The organism is Janthinobacterium sp. GW822-FHT07H11 (assembly GCF_058798615.1).
This window is the reverse complement of record NZ_CM179507.1, coordinates 6,152,508-6,171,415: the sequence shown is the minus strand read 5'-3', so window position 1 is coordinate 6,171,415 and position 18,908 is coordinate 6,152,508. Positions and strand designations below refer to the sequence as shown.

Here is an 18,908-nt window from a genome sequence, read left to right as displayed (position 1 = left end):
TGCTGTGATAGGACTGTAGCAAGGCCGGCCCGCTGCTTGGCTGGAAATGCGACGAACTGCGCAAAATGGGGGCTGAACTGCATGCCTGCTGTGCTGGTGCCGCCTCCCCGGGCTGCTTGCGCTGTGCGCATGCGCACAGCGGCTGTCCGGAAACGGACACCGCCGCGCCCGCGATCTGCCCGCCTGCGGCGGCGACGCGCCTGTTCGCGTGCCGCGCACGGCTGGCATGGCGCTTGCAAATGCAGGGGCAAGATCCCGACCGGAAGACGCGAACCGCCATGCATGATCCCCATTCCTCCTTGCCGCGCCTGCCAGCCAGCGGCGCCGCGATGGATGCGCCGCTGCCGCGCAGCCGGCGCAGGCTCGCCGCCGCCGCGCTGGCCGCTGCTGTATTGCTGGCGCTGCTGGCTGGCGCCGCCTGGCGGGCCATGCCGCGCGGCCTGCCGGTGCCGGCCGGCGAAGTGCGCATCGGCGCCGTGACGCGCGGCATTTTTCTCGATGAAGTGGTGGTGCGCGCCAGCGCCGAGCCGCTGCACTCCGTGATCCTCGATTCGGTCGAGTCGGGACGCATCGAGGCGGTGCATGCCAGCGACGGCGCGCTCGTCAGGAAGGGCCAGCTGCTGTTTCGCATCTCGAACCCGCAGCGCAACCTGGAATTGCTGGCGCGCAAGGCCGAACACGCGCAGCAGATCTTCAACCTGTCCAACCTGCGCGTGGCGCAGCAGGCCAGCGCCAGCGACCACCAGCGCCGCCTGGATGACCTGGCGTTCGCGCTGCAGCAGGGCGGCAAGCAGCATGCGCGCAATGTGCGCCTGGCGCAGCAGGGTTTCATTTCCAGCGTGGCGCTGGAGGAGTCGGCCGACAGGCTGCTGCAGCAGCAGCGCGCGCTGGCGCAGGAGCAGCAGGCGGCGCAGGCGGAATACCGGGTGCGCGGCGATGCGGCCAGCCAGCTTGGCGCCTCCATCGCCGGCCTCAGTTCCGGGCTGCTGCTGGTCGGTGCCACGGTCGATGCGCTGGCCGTGCGCGCGCCGGCCGACGGGCGGCTGACGGACTTCCGGCTGCAGGTGGGCGAGTCGATTGCGACGGGCAAGAACGTGGGTCGCATCGACGATCCCGTGCACTACAAGCTGTCGGCCAGGGTGGACGAGTTTTACCTGCACCGCATGGCGGCGGGGCGGCCGGCCAGCGTGCTGCAGGATGGGCGCAGCTATGCGCTGGTCGTGCAGACGATTTATCCGCAGATCAAGGAGGGCCGCTTCACGGTGGAACTGGTGTTTACGCATGGCCAGCCGCCCGTGCTCAATCCGGGGCAAAGCCTCGATGCGCAGATCACCCTGGGCGAACCGGCCACCGCCTTGCTGCTGCCGAATGGCGCCTTCATCAACGACAGCGGCGGCGCCTGGGTTTTCGTGCTCGATGCGTCCGGCGACCAGGCGGCGCGCCGCGCGGTGCGCATCGGCCGGCGTAACAACAGCCAGCTGGAAGTGCTGCAAGGCTTGCAGGCGGGCGAGCGCGTGATCCTGTCCGGCTATGCGGCGTACGGAAATTCCCCCAGACTGCACATTCGCCAGTAAATTATCCTCATTGACAAGCAAGGTCGCAGCCATGTTCACACCAGTCGGCACCAGCAAGATGCAGCAGCCAGGCGCGGGCCGCGCCGGGACCCGGGCGCGCGGGCGCATGCCGGGCCGCGCGTGCGTGCCTGCGGTGCCGGCAGCATGAGGGCCGGCGATTTCCGCGTCGGCTGGCGCCTGCTGGTGCAGCAGCGGGGCGCCTCGCTGGCCGTCATCCTGGGCCTGGCGGCAGGCTTTGCCGCCTGCTTCCTGCTGCTGGGCTTTGCCGGCTACAGCTTCGGCTACGACAGCCAGGTGCCGCAGCGCGAGCGCGTGCATCTGGTCAAGCAGCGCATCAACCTGTTCATCCGTCCCGAATGGCAAAACTACGCCTACCTGTCGCTGCGCGACGCGGCATGGCGCAGCGGCGCGGTCGAGCTGGCGAGCATCGTCAAGCAACTCGACCTGCCCGTGCGGCGCGGCGAGCGGCTGTACCCGGTGAACGTGCAGGCGGTCGACGCGGATTTCGCCAGCCTGTTCGGCGTCACGCCGCTGCAGGGCGACTTGCGCGCGGCGCTGGCGCAGCCCGATGCCGTGGCGCTGACGCAGGCGGCGGCGCGCAAGCTGTTCGCCGACGCGCCCGCGCTGGGCCAGCTGCTGCAGGTCGGCGGCGCCAGCCTCCAGGTGCGCGCCATCCTGCCCGACCACCAGCGCAATACCAGCGTGCCATATGAACTGCTGGTGGGCAGGGAGGGCAGCGCCTGGCCGGCCGCGCAGCGCGATGCCGCCTTTGCCGGCACGGGGCGCGGCGCCATCTATCTGCGGCTGCGTCACGGCGCCGACGCGGGCGCGCTGGCCGCGCTGCTGCAGCAGACCGTCAACGATGCGCCGCAAGGCCGGCAGGTGCGCGGTTCGTCCATGGGCCGCGCGCTGAAGGGAAACAACGCCACCGACCTCGCCTTGCTGCCGCTGGCGCATGCATATTTCGATGCGGACCTGTACCACAGCCGCGCGGCGGCGCGCCATGGCCAGCGTGCCGGGGTAGCGGTGCTGGCCGTGCTGGCGCTGCTGATCCTGGCCCTGGCCGTCATTAATTATGTCAACCTGGCCACCGTGCGCGCCGTGCGCCGCCAACGCGAAATCGGCGTGCGCAAGCTGCTGGGCGCGGGCGCATCGCGCCTGGTGCGGCAGTTCCTGGCCGAATCGGTGCTGACGTGCGTGCTGGCGGCCGGCGCCGGCCTGCTGCTGGCCTGGCTGGCCTTGCCCCTGTTTGCGGAGCTGGTGCAGCGTCCGCTGGAAGCGTTCTTCACGCCCTGGACTGGCCTCGGCGCCTTGCTGTTTGGCGTGCTGACGGGCGTGTGCGCGGGCGCCTATCCCGCCTGGTGCGCGCTGCGCGTGCGGCCCGGCCCCGCGCTGGCGGGACGCGGCAACGGCGAAACGCTCGCCGGCCAGACGCTGCGCCGCCTGCTGACGGTGCTGCAGTTCGGCGCCGCCATGGCGCTGTGTGCGCTCGCGCTGGCCGTCTTCTGGCAGTCGTGGTACGGCAGCCATGCCTGGCCCGGCTTCGCGCCCGATGGCTTGCTGGTGCTGGACTTGCCGCCCGATGCCGCTGCCGGCGCGCCGGCGCGCGCATTCGAGGCAGCGGTGGCGCGCCTGCCCGGCATCCATGGCGTGGCGGGCATCGTGGAAGCGGTGGGGCGCGATGGCAACAACGTGGTCGGCAGCGTCAGGACGCGCGACGGGCGCGATGTGCGCCTGGAATACAAGCCGATGACGCCGGGCTGGTTTGCGCTGCACCGCATCGCGGCCCTGCACGGCCGCCTGTTCGATCCGGCCGTGGACAGGATCGGCAGCCAGGTGGTGGTGCTCAATGCGCCGGCGGCGCTGGCGCTCGGCTATGCCAGGCCGCAGGACGCCGTGGGCCAGCTCATGCCGGCGGGGCAGCGTATCATCGGCATCGCGCCGCCGATCCGCTTCCAGGGCATGCGCCAGGCGCTCCAGCCTATGCTGTTCGATCTGCGCCATGGCGCCACCCTCATCGTGCGCAGCGACGCCGCCATGGCGCTCGTCCACGCGCGCATCGCACCCCTGTGGCGCCGCCATTTTCCCGAGCGGATGCTGGAACTGCATACGGCGCAGAGCCTGCTGGCGGCCATGTATGCGGAAGACCTGCGCCTGGCGCGCATGCTGGGTCTGGCCAGCGTGGTGGCCATGCTGCTGGCCGCCTTCGGCATCTATGTGCTGTCGGCCTACAGCGTGCAGCGCCGCACGCGTGAAATCGTGCTGCGCAAGCTGCATGGCGCGGGCCGCGCCGCCATCATGCGCCTGCTGGGGCGCGAATTCGCGCTGCTGCTGGCCGCCGGCGCCTTGCTTGGGCTGCCGCTGGCGGCCGTGGCCATCGAGCACTACCTGGCCGGTTTTGTCGAGCGCGCGCCGGTGGGCGGCTGGCCCCTGGCGGCGGCGCTGCTGCTGGCCATGCTGGTGGCGGTCCTGGCCACCGTGCGCCATACCTGGGCGGCCGTGCGCATGGCGCCCGCAGCCGCCTTGCGCGATTGATGGCCTGAGTTTCTTCCCTGTCGGGACTGTACATCTTTCCCGACAGACGCATTTTTGCGACAGCGGCGCGCTACAATGGTGCGCCTGTCTGTCGGCCAGCGCTTGACCTTACCTGCGCAGGCGTCTAATATTAATGACTCAAAAGTAAGTTACCCGGAATGACACATGCAAGCCCCGATTGATACCAAGCCCCGCTGGGAGCGGCGCAAGGATGCCCGCCCCCAGGAATTGCTCGCCGCTGCCCTCGACCTGTTCGTCGAACGGGGATTCGCGTCGACGCGCCTGGAGGATGTGGCCAAGCGGGCTGGCGTGTCGAAGGGCACTTTGTATTTGTATTTTGAAAACAAGCAGGAACTGTTCAAGGCCGTGGTGCGCGACAATATGGTGCAGTCGATCGGCGAGGCGGAAAACAGCATGGCCGCCTCGGAAGAGTCCAGCGCCGACCTGCTGCGCAAGGTGATGATGCAATGGTGGGAAGAGTTCGGCGCCACCAAACTGGCCGGCTTGACCAAGCTGATGATGGCCGAAGCGAACAATTTCCCGGAACTGGCGCAGTTTTACAACGAAGAAGTTGTCGCGCGCGGCCATGGGCTGATCGTCAGCCTGCTCGAACGGGGCATGCAGCGCGGCGAATTCCGCCAGGTCGATGCCGTGCTGGTCAGCACCATCCTCAGCGCGCCCGTTACCATGCTGATGATGTGGACGCATTCCTTCCTGCCATGCGAGGTCAAGGATATCGACCCGCTCGCCTATATGGATGCCTTCATCGACATGAGCTTGCGCGCCCTCCAGGTGGAGGCGCCCGGAAAAAGCTGAGGGGCGGGCGTTGCCTGCTACCGTTCAGTTGCCCCTTTTCCAAGGTTCACCCCCTCAAATCTGCAGATCGTCGCAAATTTCCTCCATCCCCCATCTTTATGGTTAACATGTGCTTTCAGCCAGTTCAACGATAAAATGGCGGATTATTACTTCACTTACCGAGTCCAAAGATGAATATCGAACAAGCCCGCTTCAATATGATCGAACAGCAAATCCGTCCATGGGACGTACTGGATCTCGACGTGCTGGAGCTGTTGAACGTGGTCAAGCGTGAAGATTTCGTGCCGGCCGCCTATAAAAACCTGGCCTTCGTCGATACCGAAATTCCGCTGGGCGGCGGTGAAAGCATGTTCACGCCGAAGCTGGAAGCGCGTATTTTGCAGGACGTAGCCGTCAAGAAGCATGAAAATGTGCTGGAGATCGGCAGCGGCAGCGGCTACATGGCTGCCTTGCTGGCGCACAAGGCGCGTCATGTGACGACCGTGGAAATCGTGCCGCAACTCAAGGCGCTGGCCGAACAGAACCTGGCCGCCAATGGCGTGAGCAACGTGACCGTGGAACTGGGCGATGGCGCCCAGGGCTGGAGCAAGGGCGCGCCATACGACGTGATCGTCGTCTCGGGCGCCCTGTCCGTGTTGCCGGAAGCATTGTTGCAACAAGTGAAAGTGGGCGGCCGCATCCTGGCCATCATCGGCGAAGCGCCTATCATGTCGGCACACCTGATCACGCGCAGTTCCGACAAGGCCTACGACACGCGCAAGCTGTTTGAAACCAATGTCGCGCCCCTGCAGGCCGTGGCGCCGTCGCACTTCCAGTTTTAAGCGGCGGAGATTCGATGGAGCATTTGAGCGCACCGCAGCTGGCCGCCTGGCTGGCTGACACATCGCGTCCCCGGCCGTTTTTGCTGGACGTGCGCGAGCAGTGGGAGTTTGAGCTGTGCCACCTCGATGGCGCCACCTTGATGCAGATGAATTCGATTCCGGCGCGCATCGACGACCTCGATGAAGACGCCGAGATCGTCTGCATCTGCCATCACGGCGCGCGCAGCATGCAAGTGGCGGCCTTCCTGGAGCGCAATGGTTTTGGCAAGATCAGTAATTTGACGGGCGGCGTTCATGCCTGGGCTGTGCAAGTCGACAGCACCATGCCTCAATACTAAGTTATTTTGCAGTAGATGCACTCCCAGGCTTGCTTTCATGCATGCCTGTGGATGCCTGTACCCTGCTCACCCGGCGGGCGCAAGGCAGGCGGTAGCAGATTTTTGATTCCATCAACTTTTGACGACTCCAACGGAGAAATGCAATGCGGAAACCCCTTATCGCCGTGCTGATGACCAGCGCCTTTGTCTCGATGACATGCTCGCTGCAAGCGCAGGCGGCCGATCTCATCCAGGTGTACCAGCAGGCGCTGGCCAATGACGCGCAGTATGCGAGCGCGCGCGCGGCCCTGTCGGCCGGGATGGAACGGGTTCCGCAGGGGCTGGCAGGCTTGCTGCCGCAAATTTCGGCGTCGGGCAGCAATACGCGCAACAGCATCGAGCCGATCACCAGCACCATCTCCATGCCGACCGTCAAGGTACACACGAATACCTACAACCTGACGCTGGCGCAGCCGCTGTTCCGCTGGGATCGCTGGGAAACCTATCAGCAAAGCAAGCTGGCGCAGGCAATTGCCGAAGCGCAATTTGCACAAGTGCAACAAGACCTGATCACCCGCGTGGCGCAGGCATATTTCGACGTGCTCAGTGCGCAGGACAACCTGGGCGCGACGCAGGCGCAAAAGGTCGCCACGACGGAGCAGCTGGCATCGGCCAAGCGCAACTTCGAGGTGGGCACGCAGACGATTACCGACACGCATGAAGCGCAGGCGGCCTACGACCTGGTGGTGGCGCAGGAATTTGCCGCCATCAATGACCTGGCCAACAAGCGCAGCGCGCTGCAAACCATCATCGGCGAAGCCCCGGCATCGCTGGCGCCGATGCGCACGGGCGTGGTCCTCAGCGCGCCGGAACCGGCCGCCATCGATCCGTGGGTGAGCTCGGCGGAAGAGCAGAACTATGGCGTCGTCACGGCCCAGTTCAACGTGGAGTCGGCCAAGCGCGACATCGGCCGCAACCGCGCCGGCCACTATCCGACCCTGGACTTGATCGCCAACGCCGGCCACACCTACACGACGGGCGGCGGTAACGGCAGTTCCAACAACAACGCCATCGGGGTGCAGTGGAGCATCCCGATTTTCAGCGGCTTTGCCGTCACCAGCAAGGTGCGCGAATCGATCGCGCTGGAAAACAAGGCCCGCAACGACCTGGAAACGGCGCGCCGCACGGCGTCGCAGGGCGCGCGCCAGGCTTTCCTGGGCGTCAACAGCGGCCTGGCGCAAGTCAAGGCGCTGGAAGCGGCGGAAGTGTCGAGCAAATCGGCGCTGGAATCGAACCAGCTCGGCTACCAGGTGGGCGTGCGCATCAATATCGACGTGCTGAATGCACAGAAACAACTGTTCTCGACGCAAAAAGACCTGTCGAAAGCGCGCTACGACACCATCATGAACGGCTTGCGCCTGAAGGCGGCGGCCGGCACCCTGAAGGAAACGGATTTGATGCCCGTCAACGCCTTGCTCGACAAGTAAGCGCGGTCTTGTTGTCAATTAAAACCAGCACCGGCGACGGCGCTGGTTTTTTTTCGCCTTGAAGTGTGGTCACACGGCGCGGCTGTTGGCGAACTGGCTCAGCACGACACCGGCTACCACCAGGCCTGCGCCTGCCCAGTGCAGCGGAGAAATATGCTTGACGGCAAAACCCAGCAAGCCGTAGCGGTCGATGGCCAGCGCCGCCAGCATCTGCCCGCCGATGACGGCCGCCATGAAAGGGCCGGAACCCATGCGCGGCGCCAGCATCAGCGCGGCCGTAATATAAAACACGCCGGCCGCGCCGCCCAGCCAGGACCAGCCCGGTCCGCGCACGGCAAGGTGAAAATCGGGCGCCGGGACTCTCCAGACCAGCATCACCACTGAAGCGAGCACGGCGCTGACGGCCAGCGAGGCGATCGTGGCCCACAGCGGGTGGCCCAGGTTGCGGCCCAGCGCAGCATTTGCGCCCGCCTGGAAGGGGACGACGGCGCCGGCCAGCATGGCCAGCGGGGCAAACAAGGTGATCCATCCGTTCATGTGCGACTCCCAGCATATTGAGTTGATGGACCCATAGTATTATGCTGTCATGATTAAATCCAATTCGTAATTTGTTAGCTAACTATGCACCAAATGAATAATCTGCGCGCCGTCGATTTGAACTTGCTGGTGATCCTGGAAGCGCTGCTCAGCGAGCGCCACCTGTCGCGCGCGGCCGAGCGCCTGCACATGAGCCAGCCTGCCGTCAGCCATGCGCTGGCGCGCCTGCGCCAGCTGCTCGACGATCCGCTGTTGCTGCGCGGTAAGGGCGGCTTCCAGCCGACGGCGCGTGCACTGGCGCTGGCGCGGCCTTTGGCCGAAGCCCTGCAAAGCGTGCGCTCCGTGCTCGGCGGCGCCGTCTTCGAGGCTGCCACGGCGCAGCGCGTGTTTCGCCTGGCCATGTCCGATTACGGCGCGGCACTGGTCTTGCCCACCTTGCTGCGCCACTTGCGCGTGGACGCGCCCGGCATCGACCTGGCCGTCAGCTATGCCAGCCGTCCCGCCATGATCGCCGGGGTGCAGGATGGCGAGATCGACCTGGCGCTGGGCGTGTTTCCGCAATTGCCTGAGCAATTGCATAGGGAAACTTTATTTGAGGAAACCTTCGTGTGTGCGCTGGACCCGGCCAGCCTGGCGCCGGGAGAAACGCTGAGCCTGGAGACTTATCTGTCGCGTCCGCACGTGCTGGTGGCATCGGGGGAGAGCGGCATGGCTGCGGAAGTCGACGCGGCGCTGGCCGCCTTGGGACAAGCGCGCCGCATCGCCGTGCGCTTGCCGCATTGGACAGTGGCGCCGGATGTGCTGCCGGGGACGGACTTGATACTGACAGTGGCGCGGCGCGCCCTGCAGGGCCGCATGCTGCACGGGCTGGCGCAGGGTGTGGCGCACTACGCGCCGCCGTTCGCCATCGCGCCGTTCGCGTTTGAATCGATACGGCACCGGCGCACGGACGGCGACGCGGGCATCGCCTGGCTGCGCGCGGCCATTGCCGCGGCAACGGCCTGAGTTACCTCAGAGCCCGCCGCCATGGCCGTCGAACTTGCGTTCGATCAATTCGATCTTGTAGCCGTCCGGATCGGTGATGAAGGCGATGACCGTGTTGCCGCCTTTCACGGGGCCCGGTTCGCGCGTGACGTTGCCGCCATTCGCGCGTGCCGCGTCGCAGGCGGCGACGATGTCGTCGGCCGAGATGGCGATATGGCCATATGCCGTGCCCAGCTCGTAGCTGGTGGTGCCGTAGTTATACGTCAGTTCCAGTTCCGCGTGGTCCGGGTTCGAGCCATAGCCGACGAAGGCCAGGGTGTACTGGTATTCCGGGTTGTCGCTGGTGCGCAGCAGCTTCATGCCCAGGACGTTCGTGTAAAAATCGATGGAGCGCTGCAGGTCGCCGACCCGCAACATGGTGTGCAAAATACGCATCGTAAATCCTTGATAGTGATAGGGGAATGGCAGGATTTTATGCGGTTTATGGCTTTCGTGCCGGGACCGTCCCTGCCGCCCGGGTGCAGGACGGCAGCGGACGGCGGTACAGATCAGCTTGATTTACTCCAGGCGGGCGTCGAGCGTGATGTCCGTGGCCAGCAATTTTGACACGGGGCAACCGAGCTTGGCGCGCAGGGCCGCCTCCTGGAACGCTGCGTCGGTGGCGCCCGGTATCGTTGCCACCAGGGTCAGGTGGACGGCCGTGATGGCATAGCTGCCATCGATTTTTTCCAGGCTCACTTGCGCCGTCGTCTTCAGGGCCGAGGCGCGCAGGCCGGCCTCGCCCAGCTGGCCGGACAGGGCCATCGTGAAGCAGGCCGCATGGGCCGCGCCGATCAGTTCTTCCGGATTGCTGCCGGGGCCATCTTCGAAGCGCGTGTTGAAGCCATAGGCCACGTTGTCGAGCGCGCCGCTTTCGGTGGAAATAAAACCCTTGCCATCCTTAAGGCCGCCACTCCAGACGGCTGATCCTGTTTTTTTCATGATGTACTCCTTGCGTGGTTCGAACGCCCATCATGCACGCGGGACCTTGCCGCTTCCGTTCGTTGCGCCACACAGGGGGAGCATGCACGGCGCCGTGCCGTTCAGCGCGTCGGCGTGACGCGCCACACGACATTGCCCACGTCGTCGGCCAGCAGCAGCGCACCGGCCTGGTCGATGGCCACGCCGACGGGCCGCCCTTGCGCCTTGCCATTGCTGTCGAGGAAGCCGGCGACCACGTCCTGTGGCGGGCCGGCCGGCACGCCGTTGGCAAACGGCACGAACACGACCTTGTAGCCGCTGAAGGGCTTGCGGTTCCACGAACCGTGCTGGCCGATGAAGGCGCCGCCCTGGTAGCGCGGCGGCAGCAGCTTGCCTTCATAGAAGGCCAGCCCCAGCGATGCCGTATGGGCGCCCAGCGCATAGTCGGGCGCCGTGGCCGTGGCCACCAGGTCGGGGCGCGGCGGCTTGACCCGGGCATCGACGTGCCGGCCAAAATAACTGTAGGGCCAGCCATAGAAGGCGCCATCCTTGAGCGACGTCATGTAGTCGGGCACGAGGTCGTCGCCCAGTTCGTCGCGCTCGTTGACGGCCGTCCACAAGGCCCCGGTCTTCGGTTCCCAGGCCATGCCGACAGGGTTGCGCAAGCCGCTGGCAAATACGCGCGCCTTGCCCGTGGCGCGCTCGAATTGCCAGACGGCGGCGCGGCCTTCCTCGGCTGCCATGCCGTTCTCGCCCACGTTGCTGTTGGAACCGACGGCAACATATAAAAACTTGCCGTCCGGACTGGCGACGACATTCTTGGTCCAGTGGTGATTGATGGGGCCGCCCGGCAAATCCATCACCTTGATGCCGGGGGCCGTGATGGCAGTCTGTCCCGTTTCATAGGGGAAACGCACGAGTGCGTCGGCATTGGCGATGTACAGCTCGTTGCCGACCAGGGCCATGCCGAATGGCGAATTGAGTCCTTGCAGGAAGACGCTGCGCATTTGCGCCATGCCATTCGCGTCAACGCCGCGCAACAGGGTGATGCGGTTGGCGCTGGGCGTGGCGGCACCGGCCTTTTTCATCTGCATCTGCATGATGGCGCCCTTGATGCCCTTGCTGTCGTCCGGTTTCGGCGGGGCATTGGTCTCCGCGACGAGCACGTCGCCGTTCGGCAGCACGTACAGCCAGCGGGGATGGTCGAGCGCGCGCGCATAGGCGCGGATGGCCAGGCCCGCCGCCACCGCCGGCCGTCGCCCGTCCGTCCAGCGCTGCACGGGTGCCACATTGACGGTGGGAATCAGTTGCCGCTCAGGCGAGGGCAGGACGGGATGGGGGCCGAAGCCGGCGGGCATGGCTGGCGCCTCGGCGCGGGCGCCATCGAGCCAGCACAAGGCGGCGAGCAGGACGAAATAGACATGACCTCGCATGGTGGCCTCCGGAAACGCGGCAGTTGCATGAAGCTTGGATTCAGCGCGCCTTCTTTGGTTCCAGCCCGGTGACGGGACGCGCCTGTTGCGCCGGCGCCGGCTTGACTTTTTCCACGCCGGGCTGGGCGTGCCGGTCCGTGTCGACCAGGCCCCGTTCCAGGTCGCTGGCCGCCTGCTTCATCACGTCGCGCGGGCGGCTGCCCTGCGCATCGGGCGATTCGTCGCGCTCATGGGGCAGGCGGTCGACGCCATCGTTGCGGACTTTTTCATCCGTATTGATCTTGCGCTCGGTATGCTGGCTAACCATATGGCCTCCTCATGATGGGAATAATGACAGTGGCGAGTGTCGCGCCGCAGGCGGGACGGCGCAAGCGGATTTGCGCGGCGATGGAGCGCTGGCGCACGCATGGACGATTCTTTTTCTGCGCTACACTGCGGTCACGACTTATCGAACGCCCCTTGCAGGCATGCGGCCGCCACACTATACTGTGCATATATACAGTATCATGCAGTGCCGGCGTGCTGCGCGACCGCCCGGGGCGACTTGCCACCGAATTCACTACCGAGATCTTTATGCCCGTCGAACATCATGTCGAACCCCGTGCCGAAGCCCGCGACGAGTTTCAGGCGGACACCGCGCCGGCGCCTGGCCAGCCCTTCAACCTGGGGGCCAAGACCATCGCGCTGGTCGTACGCCAGAATACGGATGGCATTGCCGAACCCGTAAAAAGCATCGTCGATTTCCTGCAGGTGCTGGGCCATACCGTGGTCTTTGAAGCCGAGACCGCCGCGCACCTGACGTTTCCCGGCGTGCGCGCCATGTCGCCCGCCGAGATCGGCGCCGCCGCCGATTGCGCCATCGTCATGGGCGGCGACGGCACCATGCTTGGTATCGCGCGCCAGCTGGCGCCATTCGACGTGCCCTTGATCGGTATCAATCAGGGGCGGCTGGGTTTCATGACCGACATTCCGCTCGAACGCATGCTGCCCGTGCTGGCGCAGATTCTCGGCGGCCGCTTCAAGGCCGAGCGCCGTACCCTGCTCGAAGGCAGCGTGCTGCGCGACGGCGAGTCGATCCACGTGGGCATGGCCGTCAACGACGTCGTCGTCTCGCGCGGCGCCGGCGCCGGCATGGCCGAATTGCGCGTCGATGTCGACGGGCATTTCATGTACAACCAGCGCTCGGACGGGCTGATCATCGCCACACCAACGGGCTCGACCGCGTATGCGCTGTCGGCCGGTGGCCCGCTGCTGCACCCGACCCTGGGCGGCATCGTGCTCGTGCCGATCGCCCCGCATGCGCTGTCGAACCGTCCCATCGTCCTGCCCGATTCCAGCCAGATCGTGGTGGAAATCGTGCGCGGGCGCGATATCAGCGTCAACTTCGACATGCAGACCTTCGCCAGCCTGGTGCAGCAAGACCGCATCCTCATCCGCCGTTCGCCGCACACGATTACCTTCCTGCATCCGGAAGGGTGGAGCTACTACAACACCCTGCGTGAAAAACTGCACTGGAACGAGTATCCGTCGGGCGAGGGCAAGCTCAGCTAACATTTTCTCCACGTCAACCCGCGGTGCGCCGCCTAACCACAGAAGCCATGCTCCATACACTGTCCATTCGCGATTTTGTCATTGTCGATACCATTGAACTGGAATTCTCCGCCGGCTTCAGCGTGCTGACGGGCGAGACGGGCGCCGGCAAGTCCATCCTCATCGATGCGCTGACCCTGGCGCTGGGCGGGCGCGGCGACGCCAGCGTGGTGCGCGAAGGCGCGGCCAAGGCCGACATCACGGCCGATTTCTCTGTCAGCGAGGTGGCGCAAGCGTGGCTGGTGGCCAATGAATTCGCCAACGACGACGGCGGCGCGCTGCTGCGCCGCGTGATCGACAATGCGGGCCGCTCGAAGGCGTATATCAACGGCATCCCCGCCACGGCGGCGCAGTTGCGCGAACTGGGCGACATGCTGGTCGACATCCACGGCCAGCACGCGCACCAGTCCTTGCTGAAAAGCGAGGCGCAGCGCGCCTTGCTCGACGGCCAGGCGACGGCGCGCGAAGCGGGCGCGGAACACGATGCGCGGCAAGTGGCCGCCTTGCACAAGCGCTGGCGCGCCCTCGTGCGCCAGCGCGAAGAATTCGAAACGAATGCCGCCAACGTGCTGTACGAGCGCGAACGCCTGGAATGGCAGGTGGGGGAACTGGAAAAGCTGGCCGCCAAGCCCGGCGAATGGACGGAGATCACGAACGAGCACAGCCGCCTTTCGCACGCGGCCAGCCTGCTGGAAGGGGCGCAGGAAGCCTTGTCCACCATTTCCGAGTCGGAAGATCACCCTATCCTGTCGCAACTGTCGGCCCTGAACCAGAAGCTGGGCAAGCTCGTCTCCGTGGATGCGGAGTTGCAGCCGATTGTCGACCTGATCGAATCGTCGCGCATCCAGCTGCAGGAATCCGTGTATGCGCTGAACAACTACCTGGACCGCGTGGAACTGGACCCGGAGCGCTTGCACCAGCTCGACGCGCGCATGGAAGCCATGCACAGCACGGCCCGCAAGTTCCGCGTCACGCCTGAAGAGTTGCCAGAGGAACATTCTAAACTGTCGGAAAAGCTGCAGCACCTGGCCGACGCTTCCGATATCGAGGGCTTGCTGCGCCAGGAAGCGAAGATCGAGGCCGACTACCGCGCCGTCGCCGAACGCTTGTCCGCCACGCGCCGCGCCGCGGCGCTGGAGCTGGGGCAAGCCGTCACGCGCGCCATGCAGGAACTGAGCATGACGGGCGGCAGCTTCGAGATCGCCCTGCATCCGTGCGAACCGGCCGCGCACGGCCTCGAGCAGGTGGAGTTTCTCGTCGCCGGCCACGCGGGCACGGCGCCCCGTTCGCTGGCCAAGGTGGCGTCCGGCGGCGAGCTGGCGCGCATCGCGCTGGCCATTTCCGTCATCACTTCGCACGCCACCACCACGCCCACGCTGATTTTCGATGAAGTCGACAGCGGCATCGGCGGCGCCGTCGCCGAAGTCGTGGGACGGCTCTTGAAACGCCTGGGGCAGGGACGGCAGGTGCTGTGCGTGACCCACTTGCCGCAGGTGGCCAGCCAGGCGAATCAACATTTCCAAGTGGCAAAAAGCACCCTGGACAACGGCAAGACGGCTTCGCGCATCGACATGCTTGACGCCAAGGCTCGCGTGGAAGAAGTGGCGCGCATGTTGGGCGGCCTGGAAATCACGGCCACCACGCGCAAGCATGCGCGCGAATTGCTGGCGATTTGACCGCAGGTTTACATCCGGGGGCAGACCCCCGGATGCGTTAGCGCTGAGCTTGACGTTAGCGGCATCGAGGGTCTGCCCCCGATGTTGACGCAATGTAACTATAATAACTGTCCAATCCATCCAACGCCTTCGAAGAGCCTTCATGTCATTTCAAACTGAACCGCCGTACACGCATGGCAGCATCGACCGCAGCGCCGTGGTGCTGGTCAACCTGGGCACACCCGATGCGCCGACCTCGTCGGCCGTGCGGCGCTATCTGAAGCAATTTTTGTCGGACCCGCGCGTGGTGGAGATTCCGCGCGCCGTGTGGTGGTTCATCCTGAACCTGATCATCCTGCCGTTCCGCTCGGGCCAGTCGGCCAAAAAATACGCGTCGATCTGGACGCGCGACGGCTCGCCCCTGAAGGTGCATACGCAAAAGCAGGCGACATTGCTGGCCGGCGCCCTGGCCGAGCGTGGCCATGACGGCGTGACGGTGGCCATGGCCATGCGCTACGGTTCGCCTTCCTTGCCCGAGGTGCTGGCCCGGCTGAAAAGCGAAGGCTGCGAGCGCATCGCCATCCTGCCCGCCTATCCGCAATATTCGGGCACGACGACGGGCTCCATCTACGATGCCGTGTTCGCCCATTACGCCACCGTGCGCAATGTGCCCGAATTGCGCTTTATCAAGCAATATCACGAGCACGACACGTATATCGACGCCTTGCGCGATTGCGTGCTGAACCACTGGGAAGCGCATGGCCGGCCGGAAAAGCTGGTGATGAGCTTTCATGGCGTGCCGAAACGCACCTTGCTGCTGGGCGACCCCTACCACTGCCAGTGCCTGAAAACGGCGCGCCTGCTGGCGGAAAAGCTGAAATTAACTAAAGAACAATACGTGGTGACCTTCCAGTCGCGCTTCGGCAAGGCCGAATGGCTGCAGCCGTACACGGCACCGACCTTGGTGGCGCTGGCGCAACAGGGCGTCAAGCGCGTCGACCTGCTGTGCCCGGGTTTTACCAGTGATTGCCTGGAAACGCTGGAAGAGATCGCCATGGAAGCCAAGCATGATTTCGAGGCGGCCGGCGGCGAGCAGTTTCACTACATCGCTTGCCTGAATGAAACGCCGGCCTGGATCGCGGGCATGGCAGAAATTGCCGAGCAGCACATGATCGGCTGGCCGACGATGAAGACGGCGCCGCAGCGCGAGGCCGACAAGAAAGTGGGCGAGCAGGCGCGCGCGGCGGCCCTGGCCCTGGGCGCGGCGAATTAGCAGTCATTTATTTTTTGCAATGAGAAGCCGCGCTTGCGCGGCTTTGTCATATCTGGCGTGGCAAGGAAATTTCCAGATAGCAACGCTGCCAGTGGCGAGGGCTGCGGCGGGGCTGGTAGAATGCCCGCTTTGTCGTGGGAAGCCTGGAAAATCAAGGGGGGGGCGCGCACGGATCGCTGCCCGAAATGGGAAGTGCTTTGTAATAAGCTGTAACATGGAATGCCGTAATCTCTGGTTTACCATGCATACCCCTTGAAACAATAGGATATAGCCCCATCTGCCCGTTAGTGTTGTAAAGATGGTTAGACTAACTCATTTAAGTCATTGATTGTAGGAGCTTTCTAGATGCAAGATCAGGAAAACCAAGCTGTACCTAATCCGCAAGCGGACGCCGCGACGACTGCCCCATCGACTCCCGCAGAGCCTACTTTGGAAGAGCAGCTGGCGAGTACCGAAGCGCGTCTTGCAGAGATGCACGATGCCTTCATGCGTGCCAAGGCCGACGGTGAAAATATCCGCCGCCGCGCGCAGGAAGATGTTGCTAAAGCGCATAAATTCGCAGTGGAAAGCTTTGCCGAAGCCATGGTGCCGGTGAAAGACAGCCTGGAAACGGCGCTGACGGTGGAAGCACCGAGCATCGAATCGCTGAAAGAAGGCGTCGAGATGACCTTGAAGCAATTGAACGCCGCGTTCGAGCGCAACCGCCTGGTGGAAGTCTTGCCGGTGCAGGGGGAAAAGCTCGATCCGATGAAACACCAGGCCGTTGCCGTGGTGCCAGCGGAGCAGGAAGCCAATACCATCGTGTCTGTCCTGCAAAAGGGCTATATGATTGCGGACCGCCTGCTGCGCCCAGCCATTGTCACGACCGCGCAAGCAAAATAATCAGAGGGCGGCATCAAGCAAGCCTTGAAACCATGCCGCTTTGCCACATATAAGAACCATCTGAAATCTAGCAAATAAAAGGAAAAAAATCATGGGTAGAATTATCGGTATCGATCTGGGAACCACGAATTCCTGCGTTTCCATCATGGAAAATGGTCAACCAAAGGTAATCGAAAACGCTGAAGGCGCACGCACGACGCCGTCGATTATTGCTTATCAAGAAGATGGCGAAATTCTCGTCGGCGCGCCGGCGAAACGCCAGGCCGTGACCAATCCGAAAAACACGCTGTACGCAGTCAAGCGTCTGATCGGTCGCAAGTTCGACGAAAAAGAAGTCCAAAAAGACATCGCGCTGATGCCGTACCAGATCATGAAAGCCGACAACGGCGATGCATGGATCGGCGTACGCGACAAAAAACTGGCGCCGCCGCAAATTTCGGCTGAAGTGCTGCGCAAGATGAAGAAAACGGCAGAAGACTACCTCGGTGAAGAAGTCACCGAAGCCGTCATCACCGTGCCTGCCTACTTCAACGACTCGCAGCGTCAAGCCACCAAGGATGCCGGCCGTATCGCCGGTCTGGACGTCAAGCGCATCATCAACGAGCCAACCGCGGCAGCGCTGGCGTTCGGCCTGGACAAGACCGAAAAAGGCGACCGTAAAATCGCCGTGTATGACCTGGGTGGCGGTACGTTCGACGTGTCGATCATCGAAATCGCGGATGTTGATGGCGAGAAACAATTTGAAGTGCTGTCGACCAACGGCGACACCTTCCTGGGCGGCGAAGACTTCGACCAGCGCGTCATCGATTACATCATCGACGAGTTCAAGAAGATCAACGGCATCGACCTGAAAAAAGACCCGATCGCCCTGCAGCGCATCAAGGCTTCGGCCGAGCGCGCGAAGATCGAGTTGTCGTCGTCGCAACAAACCGAGATCAACGAGCCGTACATCGCCATGGCGAACGGCGCACCGGTCCACTTGAACCTGAAGATGACCCGCGCCAAGCTGGAGTCCCTGGTCGAAGAGCTGATCACGGCCACGATGGAACCATGCCGCACCGCCATCAAAGATGCTGGCGTGAAAGTGTCGGACATCGATGACATCATCCTGGTCGGCGGCATGACCCGTATGCCGAAGGTGCAGGAAAAAGTGAAGGAATTCTTCGGCAAGGATCCACGCAAGGACGTGAACCCGGACGAAGCCGTCGCCGTGGGCGCAGCGATTCAAGGTTCGGTCCTGTCGGGCGAACGCAAGGACTTGCTGTTGCTGGACGTCACTCCTCTGTCCCTGGGTATCGAAACCCTGGGCGGCGTGATGACCAAGATGATCCACAAGAACACGACGATTCCGACCAAGTTCAGCCAGGTCTTCTCGACGGCCGACGACAACCAGCCTGCGGTGACCATCAAGGTCTTCCAGGGTGAGCGCGAAATTGCCGCCGGCAACAAGGGCCTGGGCGAATTCAACCTGGAAGGCATCCCGCCAGCATCGCGTGGCACGCCACAGATCGAAGTGACCTTCGACATCGACGCCAACGGCATCTTGCATGTCGGCGCGAAAGACAAGGCCACCGGCAAGGAAAACAAGATCACGATCAAGGCCAATTCCGGCTTGACCGAGGCTGAAATCCAGAAGATGGTGAAAGACGCCGAGCTGAACGCGGAAGAAGACAAGAAGGTCAAAGAATTGGCCGAGTCGCGCAACCAGGCCGATGCTCTGGTACACTCGACCCGGAAATCCTTGACCGAATACGGCGACAAGCTCGATGCGGGCGAGAAAGAGAAGATCGAAGCGGCCATCACCGACCTGGAAGCAAGCATCAAGGCGGGCGACAAGGCTGAGATCGACGCCAAGGTGGAAGCACTGTCGAGCGCATCGCAGAAACTGGGCGAAAAAATGTATGCCGACATGCAAGCGCAGCAGGCTGCCGGCGGCGCGGAAGGTGCACAGCAAGCCGCTGGCGCATCGGACGCAGGCGCCAAGCAGGACGACGTTGTCGACGCTGACTTCAAGGAAGTCAAAGACAGCAAGTAATTGTCTTGC

17 protein-coding genes are annotated in these 18,908 nt (G+C 64.0%); 12 read left to right on the top strand and 5 right to left on the bottom strand.

Features of this window, described 5'->3' with window-relative positions; genetic code table 11:
• Positions 1-278: 278 nt before the first annotated feature.
• The 6 genes from AC3RCJ_RS27305 (at position 279) to AC3RCJ_RS27280 (ending at position 7,550) form a co-directional block, all read left to right on the top strand.
• Positions 279-1,574 carry an efflux RND transporter periplasmic adaptor subunit gene (locus AC3RCJ_RS27305; protein WP_492957334.1) on the top strand — a complete coding sequence of 432 codons (1,296 nt, stop codon included), beginning with the start codon at positions 279-281 and terminating at the stop codon, positions 1,572-1,574.
• A 144-nt stretch (positions 1,575-1,718) separates the two neighbouring features.
• Entirely contained in the window at positions 1,719-4,109 is a 2,391-nt protein-coding gene (locus tag AC3RCJ_RS27300) for an FtsX-like permease family protein (RefSeq protein WP_492957333.1), read from the top strand.
• 165 nt (positions 4,110-4,274) lie between these two features.
• Positions 4,275-4,925: a TetR/AcrR family transcriptional regulator gene (locus AC3RCJ_RS27295; RefSeq protein WP_492957332.1), complete on the top strand. Its 651-nt coding sequence runs from the start codon at positions 4,275-4,277 to the stop codon at positions 4,923-4,925.
• A gap of 170 nt (positions 4,926-5,095) precedes the next feature.
• The gene (locus AC3RCJ_RS27290; protein WP_492957331.1) at positions 5,096-5,746 is read left to right on the top strand and encodes a protein-L-isoaspartate O-methyltransferase family protein; all 651 of its coding nucleotides are present in this window, start codon (positions 5,096-5,098) and stop codon (positions 5,744-5,746) included.
• Between the two features lie 14 nt (positions 5,747-5,760).
• Positions 5,761-6,084: a rhodanese-like domain-containing protein gene (locus AC3RCJ_RS27285; protein ID WP_492957330.1), complete on the top strand. Its 324-nt coding sequence runs from the start codon at positions 5,761-5,763 to the stop codon at positions 6,082-6,084.
• Positions 6,085-6,227: 143 nt separating this feature from the next.
• Entirely contained in the window at positions 6,228-7,550 is a 1,323-nt protein-coding gene (locus AC3RCJ_RS27280; RefSeq protein WP_492957329.1) for a TolC family outer membrane protein, read from the top strand.
• Between the two features lie 69 nt (positions 7,551-7,619).
• Here the strand turns inward: AC3RCJ_RS27280 and AC3RCJ_RS27275 are convergent, their stop codons facing one another.
• Positions 7,620-8,087, bottom strand: coding sequence for a DMT family transporter (locus AC3RCJ_RS27275; protein WP_492957328.1), 468 nt, complete (start codon positions 8,085-8,087; stop codon positions 7,620-7,622).
• A 93-nt stretch (positions 8,088-8,180) separates the two neighbouring features.
• Between AC3RCJ_RS27275 and AC3RCJ_RS27270 the strand changes: the two genes are divergently transcribed.
• Complete coding sequence (locus AC3RCJ_RS27270; protein WP_492957327.1) at positions 8,181-9,092, top strand: LysR substrate-binding domain-containing protein; 912 nt, start codon at positions 8,181-8,183, stop codon at positions 9,090-9,092.
• 6 nt (positions 9,093-9,098) lie between these two features.
• Here the strand turns inward: AC3RCJ_RS27270 and gloA are convergent, their stop codons facing one another.
• The 4 genes from gloA to AC3RCJ_RS27250 all read right to left on the bottom strand — a co-directional run bounded on the left by gloA (position 9,099) and on the right by AC3RCJ_RS27250 (position 11,771).
• A complete protein-coding gene (gene gloA, locus AC3RCJ_RS27265) occupies positions 9,099-9,506 on the bottom strand; it encodes a lactoylglutathione lyase (protein WP_492957326.1) in 408 nt (135 codons plus the stop codon).
• 123 nt (positions 9,507-9,629) lie between these two features.
• Positions 9,630-10,052, bottom strand: coding sequence for an OsmC family protein (locus AC3RCJ_RS27260; RefSeq protein ID WP_492957325.1), 423 nt, complete (start codon positions 10,050-10,052; stop codon positions 9,630-9,632).
• 101 nt (positions 10,053-10,153) lie between these two features.
• Positions 10,154-11,464 carry a PQQ-dependent sugar dehydrogenase gene (locus tag AC3RCJ_RS27255; protein ID WP_492957324.1) on the bottom strand — a complete coding sequence of 437 codons (1,311 nt, stop codon included), beginning with the start codon at positions 11,462-11,464 and terminating at the stop codon, positions 10,154-10,156.
• Positions 11,465-11,504: 40 nt separating this feature from the next.
• Positions 11,505-11,771, bottom strand: a complete 267-nt coding sequence (locus AC3RCJ_RS27250) for a hypothetical protein (protein ID WP_492957323.1) — start codon at positions 11,769-11,771, stop codon at positions 11,505-11,507.
• 266 nt (positions 11,772-12,037) lie between these two features.
• On the opposite strand from AC3RCJ_RS27250, the gene AC3RCJ_RS27245 reads away from it, so the two are divergent.
• From AC3RCJ_RS27245 to dnaK, 5 genes are all read left to right on the top strand, one after another.
• On the top strand, positions 12,038-13,015 hold the full coding sequence (locus AC3RCJ_RS27245; protein ID WP_492957322.1) for an NAD kinase: 978 nt from the start codon (positions 12,038-12,040) through the stop codon (positions 13,013-13,015).
• A gap of 47 nt (positions 13,016-13,062) precedes the next feature.
• Positions 13,063-14,730 carry a DNA repair protein RecN gene (gene recN, locus AC3RCJ_RS27240; RefSeq protein WP_492957321.1) on the top strand — a complete coding sequence of 556 codons (1,668 nt, stop codon included), beginning with the start codon at positions 13,063-13,065 and terminating at the stop codon, positions 14,728-14,730.
• A gap of 142 nt (positions 14,731-14,872) precedes the next feature.
• Positions 14,873-15,982, top strand: a complete 1,110-nt coding sequence (hemH, locus tag AC3RCJ_RS27235; RefSeq protein WP_492957320.1) for a ferrochelatase — start codon at positions 14,873-14,875, stop codon at positions 15,980-15,982.
• A gap of 345 nt (positions 15,983-16,327) precedes the next feature.
• Positions 16,328-16,864 (top strand): nucleotide exchange factor GrpE, encoded by a 537-nt coding sequence (grpE, locus tag AC3RCJ_RS27230; RefSeq protein WP_492957319.1) that lies wholly within the window; start codon positions 16,328-16,330, stop codon positions 16,862-16,864.
• Between the two features lie 91 nt (positions 16,865-16,955).
• Positions 16,956-18,899 (top strand): molecular chaperone DnaK, encoded by a 1,944-nt coding sequence (gene dnaK, locus AC3RCJ_RS27225; RefSeq protein WP_070290878.1) that lies wholly within the window; start codon positions 16,956-16,958, stop codon positions 18,897-18,899.
• The last annotated feature ends 9 nt before the right edge of the window (positions 18,900-18,908 follow it).